The following is a 14,328-nucleotide window of genomic DNA, read 5'->3' as shown; positions in this document are numbered from 1 at the left end:
CAGAACCCGTGGGGAGGGGCGCGTGACAGGACCTGCCAGTACCCCGCACGGCCGGGCGAACCGCCCTACCCTGAGGACGTGAACACCGAACTGCGCGAGTTCCTCCGCTCACGCCGGGCGAAGGTCACGCCCGAGGAAGCCGGGCTGCCCGTGTTCCCGGGCGGTCGCCGTGTGCCGGGCCTGCGCCGCGAAGAGGTCGCGCAGCTCGCCGGCGTGAGCGTCGACTACTACGTGCGGCTGGAACGGGGGAGGAACGTCAACGTCTCCGAGTCCGTTCTGGACGCGTTGGCGAGAGCGTTGCGCCTCAACGAGACCGAGCGCGCTCATCTGTACACAGTGGCCAAACCGACGCGCAAGACCCAGGCGATGCCACCACAACGCCTCCGGCCGGGTCTGCGCAGGGTCCTGGACTCGATCTCCGACGTCCCGGCGATGCTGCTGGGCCGCCGCACCGACGTGCTGGGCACGAACGCCCTGGCCCGCGCGCTGTACAAGGACTTCGACGCCGCACCGCCGCACGAGCGGAACATGATCCGCTTCATCTTCCTCGACCCGGCGGCCCGCGAGCTCTACGACGACTGGGAGGGCAACGCCCGCCTCGCCGTCGCCGCCCTGCACGTGTACGCCGGACGGCGCCCGCACGACCCGCGGCTGGCCGCGCTGGTCGGGGAACTGTCCGTCCGGGACACCGACTTCCGCCGCTGGTGGGCGGACAACGACGTCTACCAGCACGCGCACGGCTCGAAGACGCTGCACCACCCGGTGGTCGGCGACATCACGTTCGCCTACGAGTCGCTGACGGTGGACGCCGACCCGGAGATGTCGCTCGCGCTGCACACCGTCGAGCCGGGTTCGGCGTCCGAGCAGAACCTGCGCCTCCTGGCCAGCTGGCAGCTAACCGAGCAGCCAAGCGACGTCGCGCACTAGCGCGTGCCGCCATCCCACCCGGTCGTGCCCGGAGGGGGACCGGCAGGTCCGCACGGTCGCACCCGCCCGTGCGGCGAACTCTTCCACCGCCGAGCAGTGCCGGTGCATCCGCGGCTCGTGCTCGCCGACGTCGAACGCCACGCGCAGGCCGGACAGGTCCGGAAGAGCACTCAGGCGTTCGGCCGTGTCCCCGCCGGCAGGGCCGTCGAGCGACAGCCCGTGCTCCGGCAGGTCGTGCTTCCACCAGAACGAACCCGACTGGCACGCCACCCGCGTCACCAGGTCCGGGAAGTCCAGTGCCGCCCGGAAAGCGCTGAGCCCGCCGAGGCTCTGGCCCGCCACCACGAACCGCGACAGGTCGACCGTCACGCCGTTCTCCGCGAGCAACGGCAGCAGCTCGTCGCGGATCGCCTGCCACAGCTCGGGCGAGCTGTACTCGGCGCCGCGATCACGGGGCGTGGGAAGGAAGACGAGCGTGGCGGCGGGCATCTCGCCGCTCTTCACCGCCGACTCGAACGCGGTCGTCAGAGGATGCGCGTACATCCAGTCGTCACCGTCGAGCAGCAGCACGACCGGTTCGCCGCCCTTGTGCACGCGAACTGTCTTGCGCCCCAACGCCCCGTTCCACCGGATGCGCAGCGACGGGACGTCCAGCACCTCGTCCGGCCCGACGACGGGCCAGTGCGGCTGCGGCTCCAGGTCCGGCGTCGCGAAGATCGACCGGTTCGGTCCCGCCCCGGCCGGGTTCGACGGATCGGCGTGCTCCTCGCCGTCGGAAGCGAAGTGGTACGTCACGCGCAACCGGGGCGGCACCTCGACCTCGGCGGCCCAGAGGTCGCCGCCCTCGTGCCGCAGCTCGACCGGGTCCAGCACGTCCTCGAACCGGACCGAGGCCGGGCCTCCACGCCACTCGAACCTGGTCATCGGGCCACCGCCAGCTGGTAGGAGGAGTCGCGGCCGAGCAGGTCCCGGTGCGTGCCCTCGGAGGTCACCGCGCCGCCGTCGAGCACGATCACCCGGTCGGCCACGTCGAGCAACGCCGGGCTGCTGGTGATCACGACCGTCGTGCGTCCGCGCCGCAACGCGGTGATGTTGCGGGCGATGAGCTGCTCGGTCACCGCGTCGACGGCCGTGGTCGGGTCGTGCAGCACCAGGATCTCCGGGTTCGCGGCCAATGCGCGTGCCAGCGACAACCGCTGCCGCTGCCCGCCGGACAGGTTCGCGCCGCGGTCGCGCACCGCGTAGTCCAGGCCGTCGGAGTGCAGTGCCACGACGTCGGTCAGCATCGCGGCGGACACGGCCTCGTCCACCAACGTGCTGGTACCGGCCGGATCCACGTTCTCCCGCAACGTCCCCGCGAACACCTCGTGGTGCGAGGGGTTGACCAGCAGGTGCGTGCGGACGCTCTCGATCGTCAGAGACGCGACGTCCCGCTTGCCCACCCGCACGACACCCGAGTAGGAATCCGGTGGCACGTCGACGGACAGCAGCGACGCGAGCTCGGCCGCCGCCTGCGGCTGGTAGACCGCGATCGCCACGAACTCACCGGGCTCCACCGCGAACGTCAAGTCCCGCAACGACCCGTGGGTCACGCCCGAGACCTCGAGCCCGCTCTCCGGACCGGGTTCCTCGACGCCGGGCGTCATGCGGGGCGGCGCCGCGAGGATCAACGCCATCCGGTCGGCGGAGGCCCGCGCGATCATCACGTACTTGGGCATCTCCGAGAACAGCTTCAGCGGCTCGATCAGGAACTGCGCCAGGCCGACCACCACGACGAGCTCACCGATGGTGATCTCGCCGCGGAACGTCAGCAGGCCCGCCCACAACGTCACCGCCGCCGCCAGCACGGAGTTGAGCGCCAGCCCCAGCCCGGCGTAGACGCCGTTCACCCGCGCGACGACGATCGACTGCTGCTTCGCCTCGGTGCTGACCTTGCGGTAGGCCTGGAAGGCGGCGTAGCTGCCGCCGAAGCCGTGCAACGGCCGCAGTCCCGCGATCAGGTCGGACACCTTCGCCCCGGCCCGCGCGACCTTCGCCTGCTGCACCTGGGTGTTCGTGCCGATCCGCCGCGACATCACGCTCAGCACGCTCAGGATCGTGGCGGTGCCGGCGAACACCAGCACACCGAGCGGAACGCTGATCACCGCCAGCACGACACCGGTGATCACCACCGAGACCAGCGAGCTGATCAGCAGCGGCACCACCTCGATGATGTCCGCGGTCTGGTCGGCGTCCTCGGTGGCGATGGTGAGCACCTCGCCGGACTTCAGGTCGACCTCGCGCCCCACCGGTTGCAGGCCGCGGTCGGCGACCTCGACCCGCCACCGGTGCGCCTCGGTCGTGTTCGCCTTCTGCAGGATCCGCATGCCGAACCGCCACGAGTACGAGACGGTGGCCATCACGAGGCCGAGCGCGAGCAGCGCGAGCCCCAGCGAGCTCAGCTGCCCGCCGCGCAGCGCGTACTCGACGATCACGCCGAGCAGGATCGGCACGGCGGTCTCGGCGGCCTGGTAGCACCCCATGAGCAGGGTGCCGGCCGTCATGGCTCCGCGGTTGCGGCGCAGGGCGAGGCGGAGGATCTCCCTGCCGGTGCGGACTTCAGTGTTCGTCAACGTGGCGCGCAATCGCTTCGGGGGTGGAGAGGGACAGCAGGTCGCGAATCGTGACGACGGGACCGAACTCGCGGCGGAGCAGGCCGATGAGCCGCACCGCGAGCATCGAGTGCCCGCCCAGGTCGGTGAAGCCGTTCGTCATGCCCACCTCGTCCTCGTCGAGATCGAGCGCCTCCGCGAACATCTCGCGGACGACCGTCTCGGTCTCGGTCAGCTCCCGGTCGGAGACCTTGGTCATCAGCGTGCCGAGCGGACGCGCCTCGGGCAAGGCCGACGTGTCCGCCTTGCCGTTGACCGTGAGCGGAATCGCGTCCACGGCGGCGTAGTGCGAGGGCCGCAGGTAGTCCGGCAGGCCCGCACCGACCTCCGCCGCGATCGACGGGATGTCGGCGCCGTCCGCGAGGACCAGGTAGGCCGCGAGCCGGTACGCGCCGTCGACCTGTGGGTCCGCCTGCGCGACGGCCGCGACGAACCGCACGCCGTCGTGGGCGGCGAACCGCGCCTCGACCTCGCCCAGCTCCACGCGGTGGCCGCGGATCTTGACCTGCTTGTCCGTGCGGCCCAGGTAGAGCAGGTTGCCGTCGGGGCGCCGGATCACCAGGTCACCGGTCCGGTACATCCGCTCACCGGGCACCCACGGGCACGCCACGAACCGTTCCGCGGACTGCCCCGGCTGCCCGAGGTAACCCCGCGCGATGCCCACTCCAGACACGTACAGCTCGCCGGCGACGCCGTCCGGCACGTGCCGCAGCCACGGGTCGAGCACGTAGACGTCGGTGTTGTCGATCGCCACGCCGACCACCGGGTCGACGCAGTCGAACGTGCCGACGCCCAGCGTGTTGATCGTGTACTCCGTCGGCCCGTAGAGGTTGTAGCCGATGGTGCCCGGGGTGTCCGCGAGCTGCTGCCACAACGTCGGCGTGACGGCCTCACCGCCCAGGAGCACCAGCGCGGGCTTGTGCTCTGCGGCCAGCAGTCCCTCGGCCACCAGCTGCTGCGCGTAGGTCGGCGTCACGTTGATGACGTCGATCTCGTGCCCGAGGCAGTACTCGACCAGTCCCGTCGCGTCGCGGCGCAGTTCCTCGTCGCAGATGTGCACCTCGTGGCCGTCGGCGAGCCAGAGCAGCTCCTCCCACGACATGTCGAACGCGAACGACACCGTGTGCGCGATCCGGAACGTCCGGTGCCCGTGCTCGGCCAGCACCGGCTCGAAGATCCGGCGCTGGTGGTTGACCAGCATGTTCGTCAGACCGGCGTACTCGGTCACGACGCCCTTGGGCTTGCCGGTCGAACCGGAGGTGTAGATCGTGTAGGCCGCGTGCTTGAGCCTGTCCGGGTCGCCGGGGGCGAACGTGACCACCGGTTCGGCGTCCGGCCACGGCTCGTCGAGCTTGAACGTGGTGCCCTGGATCCGCGGCGCCACCACGCTGGTCGTGACCACCAACGCCGGCTGTGCGTCGTCGATGATCGCGGCGATCCGCTCGTCCGGGTGGTCCAGCTCCAGTGGCACGTACGCCGCGCCGCAGCGCAGGATCCCGAACAGCGCCACGACCCAGTCGAGCGAGCGCGGCACGGCGATGGCGACCGACGTCTCCACGCCGATCCCGTTGCCCGCCAGGACTCCCGCGAGGTGGCGGCTGCGGTCCCTGAGCTCCGCGAACGTCATCGTCGCGCCGTGCGCGACCAGCGCGACCCGATCCGGGTTGCGGTCGGCGGCCTGGTCGAACAGGTCGACCACGGTCAGGTCGCCGAAGTCGTTGGCGGGGTTGAGCTCCGGCGTCGGACCGGAAGCGATCGAGCCGACGAGGCCTTCGGCGCCGGCGAGCTCGTCGAGCACCTGGAGGTAGGAGTCGAACAACCGCTGGGCGAACGCGGGATCGGTGACCTCCGGCCGGTACTCGACCTTGACCGTGAGCTCCTCGCCCGGCGTCACGACCCACGTGAACGGGTAGTGCGTCGAGTCCTCCGACTCGTGGCCCGTGATCCCGTTGCGGGTGTTGAACTCGGTGAACGTGTCGTCGTCCAGGAAGTTCTGCAGCACGAACAGGCTGTCGAACAGCTGGTCGTGACCGCTGGCGCGCTGGATCTCACCGAGCCCGAAGTGCTCGTGCTCCATCGTCGCGACCCGCGAGGCCTGGACACCGGCCAGGAACTCGCCGACGGAGTCGTGCGGCCGGGCGTTCACCCGCATCGGCACGGTGTTGAGCAGAACGCCGACGATGCCCTCGGTGCCCTCCTGCTCACGACCGGACACCGTCACGCCGAACACCGCGTCGCCCCGGCCGGTCTCGCGACCGAGCACCAGCCCGAGCGCGCCGGTGACCACCGAGTTCAGCGTGACGCCGTGCCGGCGCGCGGCCTCCCGGACCCTGTTCGAGGTCTCGACCGGCAACGTCCGCACGATCTTGGTCGGCAGCGAGTCCGAAGTGGACTGGTCGCCGAGGAGCGTCGGACCGGACAGGCCGGAGAGGTAGTCCGCCCAGAACCGCCGCGCCGCCTCGACGTCCTTCCCGGCCAGCGCACGGGTGTAGCTCTCGTAGCTCGGCGCGGCCGGCGTCGAGTCGACCGGCTCGCCCGCCAGGAACGCCTGGTAGGCGCCGAACATCTCGTCCAGCACGATCGCGCGCGACCAGCCGTCCCACAGCAGCAGGTGGTTGGTGAACAGCAACGTGTCCGTGCCGTCCGGCAGCCGCAGCACGGTCAGTCGCACGAGCGGCGGCGCGGTCAGGTCGAAGCCCGTGGCGCGGTCCTCGACCCGCAACGCCTCGACGGTGTCGGAGTTCAGCACGTCCACGGTCCGCACCGGCACCCGGCCGGCGGACCCGAGCACCTGCACCGGGGACCCGTTCTCGTCGGACTCGAAGCCCGCGCCCACGACGGGGTGCCGTGCGATCACGTGCTCGAGCGCCTTGCCCAGGGCGCCGGGGTCGAGGCGGCGGTCGAACGTGAAGAAGCTCTGCGCCACGTACTGACCGGACTTCCCGGCCAGCTCGGCCTGGAAGTACAGGCCCCGCTGCAGCGGGGACACCGGCGCGGTGCGGCGCACGGTCGCCGAGGCGTCCGCGATCCGTTCGAGCGCCAGCAGCCACCGGGCGCCGATCTCGTCCGACACGTCCTCGGTCAGCGCGAACGTGGCGCGCAGGCTGCCGGTGGACGTGTCGACCCACGAGTTGACCTCGACCGCGTACGGGCTCGGCCGGTTCTCGGGATCGACGTGCAAAGCCTGCGACTCGCTGCCGCGGCCGAGGTAGTTGAACAGCACCTGCGGGCGCGGCAACGCGGCCAGCACCGGCGCCGTCTGCGGGTTGAGGTACCGCAGCTGGCCGAAGCCGACGTGCGCCACCTCGTCCGGCTGCCGCGCGACGACCTCCAGCGCGGCCGCGACCGGATCGCTGGAGGGGCTGAGCCTCACCGGCGCGATCGCGGTGAACCAGCCGACCGTGCGGGTGTAGTCGTGGTGCCCGGCAGCGGGCACGCGGCCGTGCCTCTCCAGCTCCACCACCAGGTCCGTCGGGGTGCTCTGGATGTCGGTCAGCGCCGTCCGCAGCGCGCCGAGCAGCAGTTCGGTCAGCCCGGCGCCCAGCGCGGACGGCGCGGTCTGCACGACCTCGGCGGTGATGTCGGCGGCCAGCGTGACGGTGACCTCGCGCCGCTCACCGATCTGCGGTGTGAGCACCGGGGCGTCGAGGGTCTCGATCCACCGGCGCAGGTCGCCGCCGGACTGGGCGTCCAGCGTCAGCGTCTCGGCGTACGTGGCGAACGACGTCGTCGCCGGCGCGAGGTCCTCCCCGCGCATCGCGGCGGCGAGGTCTTCGAGCAGGATCAGCCACGACACCGCGTCCACGGCGAAGTGGTGCACCACGACGACGAGCGTCCGGCTGTCCTCCAGCCACGTGAACGCCGCCATGACACCGGCTTCGGCGTCGAGCCTGCGTGCCGCCTCCTCCGCTGCCGCCTGCGGGTCGTCCGCGGACACGACGACGTCGACCTCACCCGCCGGTTCGGTCCGCAACGACCACACGCCCTGGTCGGTGTTCAGGCGCAACCGCAGCGCGGCGTGCGCGGAGACGACCGCGCCGGCCGCTCGCCGCGCGTCGGCGAGGCTCGCGCAGCCGAGCTGCCTGGCCTGTGCGAACAGGTCGAGCGACCCGCCGAGTTCCCGCTGCCTCAACACGATCGGCGTCGGCACGACCGGGCCGTCCGGCGCCTCCTCGACGACCGGGGCCGCCTGCACGACCGGCTGCCGCGTGGCGAACTGCTCCGCGAGCGCCCGCGGGGTCTTGTACAGGAACATGTCCCGCGGCGAGATCGAGAAGCCGAGCGCTCGTGCCCGGTTCACCACGCCGATCGCCATGATGCTGTCGCCACCGGCCACGAAGTAGTCCGTGTCGGCGTCCACGTCGGACACCGGCAGGGCGTCGCGGAAGATCCCGACGAGCGAGTCCAGCGCCGAGCCGCTCGCCTCGGCGAGAGGTGCGTCGTCCTGGCGGGCGCGTGCCTCCAGCGCGGCGCGGTCCAGCTTGCCGTTGACGGTCATCGGCAGCTTCTCCAGCGGGATGACCCGCTGCGGCACCATGTGCGAGGGCAGCTTCCCCGAGAGCGCCGCGGTGATGTCGGTGGACGGCGTGCCCACGACGTGCGCGACGAGGTGGTCGGCGGTGTCCGCCACGGTCACGGCCACGTCGACGACACCGGCGACCTCGCGGACGGCGGCCTCGACCTCGCCGAGCTCGATGCGGAAGCCCCGCAGCTGGATCTGGCCGTCGGCGCGGCCGATGAACTCGATCTCGCCGTCGAGGTTCCACTTCGCCAGGTCACCGGTGTGGTACATCCGGGACCCGTCGCCCGCGAACGGGTCGGCGACGAACCTGCTCGCGGTCAGCTCCGGCCGGTTCGAGTACCCGAGCGAGAGCTGGTGGCCCGCCAGGTAGAGCGTGCCGGCCACGCCCGGTCCGACGGGCCGCAGGCCGTCGTCGAGGACGTAGGTCCGCTGACCGGGCACCGGCGGGCCGATCGGGCAGACGTCGGCGCGGCCCGGTGCGAAGTCGGCGTCGTCGAGCACGTGCCGCGTGGTGTACACGGTGGACTCGGTCGGGCCGTAGATGTTGATCATGTCCGGCACCTGGGTGCCGTAGCGCTGGACCCACTCGCGCAACCGGCCGAGCTCCAGCGCCTCGCCGCCGATGACGATCCGGCGCACCGACGTGATCGGGTCGCTGTGCTTGTCGGCTTCGATGAACTGGTAGAACGCCGACGGGGTCTGGCTCATCACGGTGACGCCGCGGTCGCGGACCACCTGGTGGAAGTCGACCGGCGACCGGGTCAGGCCGTGGTCGGGCACCAGCAGCTCGGCGCCGTTGGTCAGCGAGCCCCACAGCTCCAGGACCGCGAAGTCGAACGAGAACGAGTGGAACTGCGTCAGGACGTCGTCCGGCCCGATGACCATGTCCGGCTGGACGTTCGCCAGCAACGTCACGACGCCGCGGTGCGCCACGACCGCGCCCTTGGGCTTGCCGGTCGACCCGGACGTGTAGATCACGTACGCCGGGTGGTGCCAGCTCGCCGTGGTGATCACGCCGTCGCCCGGCACCTCGTCGCCGATCGTGAGAACCCTGGCGGTGGAACCGATCCGGGCCGAGATCGCCTCGAAGCGCTCGCGCTGTTCGGGAGCGACCAGCACGACCTGCGGCGCGGTGTCGGAGAGCAGGTACTCGAGCCGCTCGTCCGGGTACGCGACGTCCAGCGGCACGTACGCGCCACCGGCCGACACGACCGCGACGAGCGCGATGACCTGGTCCAGCGAACGGGGAACGGCGACCGCGACCCGCTGGTGCGGCCGCACGCCGGCGTTCGCGAGCGTGCGCGCCAGCTTGTTCTTCGCGTCGGCAAGCTCCTGGTACGACAGGGTTTCCGAGCTGCCGTCCAGCCGGCACAGGGTGACGGCGCGGGACTGCGGCGTCCGGGCTGCGGCTGCGTCGAACAGCTCGGCGAGCGTCGCTTCCTCGACGGCAGCGGGGTCGCTGGTCCTCGGCTGCGGAACGCGCTCACCGGCCAGCAGGGCGGTGAGCGCGTCGGAGAACTTCCGCACGATGCGGCGCGCGCCCTCGGCGCGGATCACCACGGTGTCGTGCACGAGGTTGAACTTGAGCGAGCCGTCGTGCCCGCGCTCGACCACCAGCGTCAACGGGTAGTGCGGCGCGCCCTCGTTCACGACGTCGGCGATGCCGAACGAGTCGCTGCGCAACGAGGTGACGTCCGTGGCGACGTCGAAGACCACGAGCGTGTCGAACAACGACCCGGCGTTCGCGAGCCGGCCGATCCTGGTGAGCGACACGTGCTGGTGCGGCAGCACGGCGGTCTGGTGCTCGCGCATCGCGTCCAGCAGCTCCCGCGCCGACGTGTCGCCGGACCACCTGGCGCGCACCGGGATGGTGTTGATGAACAGACCGACGAGCTCGTCGATGCCGGGCACGTCGGCGTCGCGGCCGGAGACCGTCGAGCCGAACACGACGTCCTGGCTGTCCAGGATCCCGCCGAGCGTCACGGCCCACGCGCTGTGCACGGCGACGCTGAGCGACACCCCGGCGGCGCGCACGCGTTCGTCCACATCGGACGGTGCGTCGAGGATCATGTCGGCGAACCGCTCCGACGGCGAGTGGCCGGGAACGGTGATCGAGGGCCCTGCCAGACCGTCGAGCTCCCGTGCCCAGACGCGGTCGCTCTCGTTCGCGTCACTCTCGACGAGCCACCGCACGTAGTCGGCGTAACTGCCCCGCACGTGCACCGAACCCGGTGCGTCGTACTCGGCCAGCAACGCGCGCAACATCGGCGGCACCGACCAGCCGTCGGCGATGATGTGGTGCACGGTCTGCACCAGGACATAGCGCTGTGGCGCGGTGAGGACCAGCGTGAAGCGCATCAGCGGGCCGCTGGAGAGGTCGAACCCGGCGACGCGGTCCCGCTCGGCGAGCTCGCGGATCTCCTCGTCGGTCATGCCCTGGCCGTTCACCGTGGCGAACACGGGCCGGACACCCGACTCCAGCACCGACACGACACGGCCGTCGGACAGGCTCGTGAACCGCGCCGCGAGGTTCGGGAAGAGCTCCAGCACCCGTGCCGCCGCCGCTTCGAGCCGTTTGGCGTCGACGGCGCCGGTCAGCGTGAGCAGCTGCTGCTCGACGTACCGGTGAGCGGACTCGTCGTCGAAGACCGAGTGGAAGTACAGACCCTCCTGCAACGGCGTCAGCGGCAGGACGTCCCGCAACGCCGCGGAGTCCAGCGCGTCGACGTCGTCCTGCGTCAGCGGCAGCAGGGGGAAGTCGCTGGGGGAGTGGCCACCCGTCGTGAGCTGCGCCAGACCTTCCAGCGCGGCCACGAAGTACTCGCCGATCCTCGCGGTGTCCTCGTCGGTGAACACGCCCGACGGCCACGAGAGGACGGTGACGAGCTCCAGCTCGCCGTCCGCACCGGGTTCGGCGGAGGCGTTGAACTCCAGGGCGCGCGGCAGCCGCATCGCCGGGTCGCGCTTCTCGCCGAGCTGACCGGCGTTCTCCGCGAGCTGCCAGTCCCCGGTCGTGCCCCCGGCGAACCGGCCGAGGTAGTTGAACAGCACCTGCGGCCGGGAGGTGTCGAAGCTCTCCTGCCCCAGGTACCTCATCGCGCCGTACGAGACGCCGTTGCTCGGCACGCCGGCGAGATCTTCCTTGACCCGCTTCAACGCCGACGCCAAGTCGTCGACGTCGACCGGGTCGACCGTCACCGGGAACAGCGTCGTGAACCAGCCGACCGTGCGCGACAGGTCCGGGTCGAGCGGCACGAACCGGCCCTCACGGCCGTGACCCTCCAGCTCGACGTGCGCGAACGTCTGGTCCTGGCCGTTGTCGCGCCGCCAGCGGGCGAGAGCGACGGCAAGACCGGTCAGCAGCACGTCATTGACCTTGGCGTGGAACAACGCCGGTACGTCACCCAACAATGCGGCGGTGGCGCGGGAACCGACCGTCACGGTGCGAACCCGTTCGTTCGCGACGACGTCGGCGTCGGTCAGCTCGCGTCGGCCGAGCAGCTGGTCCACACCGGGCAGCGCACGCTGGTAGAACGGGCGGTCAGCCGAGAAGTCCGCCTGCTCCAGCAGCTGCGTCCAGCGCCGGAACGACGTTCCCACCGGTCGTAACTCCACGGCGGCACCGGAGGAGACTTGCTGCCACGCCTGGGCGAGGTCGTCGAACAGGATGCGCCACGAGACGCCGTCGATCACCACGTGGTGGATCACGATCACGAGCTGCCGCGCCCCGGAACGCCACACGGCACGCAGCATGACGCCCGCGTCCGGGTCCAGCCCCGCGGTCGCCGCCGCGACGCACTCCTCCAGAGAAGCATCGCTCTCGTCCCACAACGCCTTCCCGTCCGAGGGGATGTCGAACGACCAGCGCTCGCCGCGGACCAGCTTGGCGCGCAACATGTCGTGCCGCGCGACCACGGCGTCGAGGATCTGCGTCAGAGCGTCCGCGGTGAGATCGGCAGGCGTGTTGAGCACGACCGACTGCACGAACCCGTCGATCGCGTCCGTGGTCTCGCCGAGCCACTGCACGATCGGCAGGCCCGCCACCGGACCGGTCGCGACGTCGTCGCGGTCGACCGCCGAGGCGCCGTCACGGGAGGCGACGGCGGCCAGAGCACGCGGGGTGCGGTTCACGAAGATCTGGGTGGCGGTGACGAACACGCCCTCCGCCCGCAACGCGGACAGCAGCGAGATCGCCAGGATGCTGTCCCCGCCCAGTTCGAAGAAGTCCTGGTCGGCGCCGACCTGCTCGACCCGCAGCACGGACGCGACGGCGGCGCAGATCACGGCCTCCGCGTCGTTGGCCGCGGCCGTCACCGGACCGGTCTCGACGACGGGCTCCGGCAGTGCGCGGCGGTCGAGCTTCCCGTTGGGCGTCAACGGGAACTCGCTCATCACCACGACGTGCGCCGGCACCATGTACTCGACGAGGTTCTCGGTCGCCCACTGCTTCACGACGTCCGCGGTCAGGCTCTCGTCCGACGGCACGACGTAGCCGACGAGGTAGTTGCCGCCCGCCGAGTTCTTCCGCACCACGACACAGGTGTGGCGCACCCGCGGGTGCTCGGCCAGCGCGAGCTCGACGTCCTCGAGCTCCAGCCGCATGCCGCGGATCTTGACCTGGTTGTCGACGCGGCCGAGGAAGTCGAGCGACCCGTCCGGCGCGAACCGGGCCAGGTCACCGGTGCGGTAGAGGCGCGAACCGTCGGTGGCGAACGGGTTCGCGACGAACCGCGACGCCGTCAGGCCAGGGGCGTTCACATAACCGCGCCCCAGCAGGAAACCGCCGATGTACAGCTCACCGCCGACGCCGACCGGGCACGGCCGCAGCGTGTCGTCGAGCACGTAGAGGTCGGTGTTCGGGTTGGCCTTGCCGATCGACGTCGACAGGCGCTCGGCCTCACCGCGGTAGATCACGTGCGAGACGCCGATCGTGGCTTCGGCCGGGCCGTAGCCGTGGTACATCGGGATGTCGAGCCGCGTGCGGAACCGGTCGTACAGCTCGGGCGTCAGCACCTCGCCGCCGCACCACACGTGCCGCAGGCTGGCCAGCTCGCCGTCGCCCGCGATGTTCAGCAGCACGTCCAGCATCGACGACACCAGGTACACGAACGTCACGCGGTGGCGGTCGATCGTGTGCAGCAGGTGGTGCGGGTCGCGCTCGCCGCCGGACCGCACGACGACGGTCCGCCCGCCGCACACCAGGGGCAGGAAGATCTCGTTGATGGAGATGTCGAACGACAGCGGCGCCTTGAACAGCGACGCGTCGGAGTGTCCGAAGTGGAGGATCTGGTCCACCTGCCACTGCAGGCGTTCGCTGATCGCCTCGTGCCGGATCATCGCGCCCTTGGGGCGGCCGGTCGAGCCGGACGTGAACATGACGTACGCGAGCTGCGCGCCGCTGATGGTGACGTCGGTGGGATCGCCCGAGTACTCCGAGAAGTCCCACTCGGAGAGGTCGACCGCGACGGCCGCGGGCTCGCCCTCCTGGCCGGAGCCGAGGACCAGCACGACCTGTGCGTCGGTGATCACGGACTCGCGGCGCGACGCCGGCCACTGCGGGTCGAGCGGCACGAACGCGGCCCCGGCCTGCAGCACGGCGAGCAGGCTGACGACCATCTCGGCCGAGCGGGGGAGCGAGATCCCGACCACCTGTTCCGCGGTGACGCCGCGGTCGATCAGGTGGCGGGCGAGCTGGTTGGAACGGGACAGCGCCTCGCCGTAGGTGACGGCGCGGTCGCCGTCGTTGATCGCGACGGCGTCCGGGCGTTGCCGGGCCTGCTCGCGGAACAGCTCCACGATGCCCGGCCGCTCGCGCGCGAACTCGTTGTCGTTCCAGCGGGTCAGCTCCGCGAGCCGCTGCTGCGCGGTCTGCGGGGTCAGCGTGCCGAGCGCGCGGTTCGGGAACTCGGCCAGGTCGTCGAGCACCCGTTGCGCCTCGGCCGGGTCGACGCCGCCGGGAACGGGAACGGACCAGCCGCCGGGCCGTTCGGCCACAGCGGAGTTCTGGCCCTTGTCCGCCCAGACGAGCAGGTCGGTGAACAGCGTCGAGGGCGTGAGGTCGAACCCTTCGACCACGAGGGAGGGGTCCGCCCAGTGGTGCAGTGCGACGGCGCTCGCCACGGCGATGGTCCGCTGCGGGTACTCACCGGCACGGCGCCGAACGGAGGCGATCCGGGCGGTCGAAAGAAGTACGTCACGGTCGGCCATCTGTTCCATTGACGACTCAGC

The 14,328-nt window shown here is 71.2% G+C and carries 4 protein-coding genes; 1 reads left to right on the top strand and 3 read right to left on the bottom strand.

The window, feature by feature from the left end; translation table 11 throughout:
* Positions 1-78: 78 nt before the first annotated feature.
* Positions 79-927, top strand: a complete 849-nt coding sequence (locus tag IE307_RS03000) for a helix-turn-helix transcriptional regulator (RefSeq protein WP_191295861.1) — start codon at positions 79-81, stop codon at positions 925-927.
* On the opposite strand, the gene IE307_RS02995 is transcribed toward IE307_RS03000, so the two are convergent.
* From IE307_RS02995 to IE307_RS02985, 3 genes are read right to left on the bottom strand one after another with little or no spacing between them, the layout of a single operon-like run.
* Positions 895-1,851, bottom strand: a complete 957-nt coding sequence (locus IE307_RS02995; RefSeq protein ID WP_191295860.1) for an alpha/beta hydrolase-fold protein — start codon at positions 1,849-1,851, stop codon at positions 895-897. The genes IE307_RS03000 and IE307_RS02995 overlap by 33 nt on opposite strands.
* Positions 1,848-3,539: an ABC transporter ATP-binding protein gene (locus tag IE307_RS02990; RefSeq protein ID WP_229904335.1), complete on the bottom strand. Its 1,692-nt coding sequence runs from the start codon at positions 3,537-3,539 to the stop codon at positions 1,848-1,850. The genes IE307_RS02995 and IE307_RS02990 overlap by 4 nt, the downstream gene beginning before the upstream one ends.
* A complete protein-coding gene (locus tag IE307_RS02985; RefSeq protein ID WP_229904334.1) occupies positions 3,526-14,307 on the bottom strand; it encodes a non-ribosomal peptide synthetase in 10,782 nt (3,593 codons plus the stop codon). The genes IE307_RS02990 and IE307_RS02985 overlap by 14 nt, the downstream gene beginning before the upstream one ends.
* Positions 14,308-14,328 lie beyond the last annotated feature (21 nt).

Source organism: Lentzea cavernae, from assembly GCF_014653695.1.
Taxonomy (GTDB): domain Bacteria; phylum Actinomycetota; class Actinomycetes; order Mycobacteriales; family Pseudonocardiaceae; genus Lentzea; species Lentzea cavernae.
This window is presented reverse-complemented; position numbering and strand designations above follow the sequence as displayed.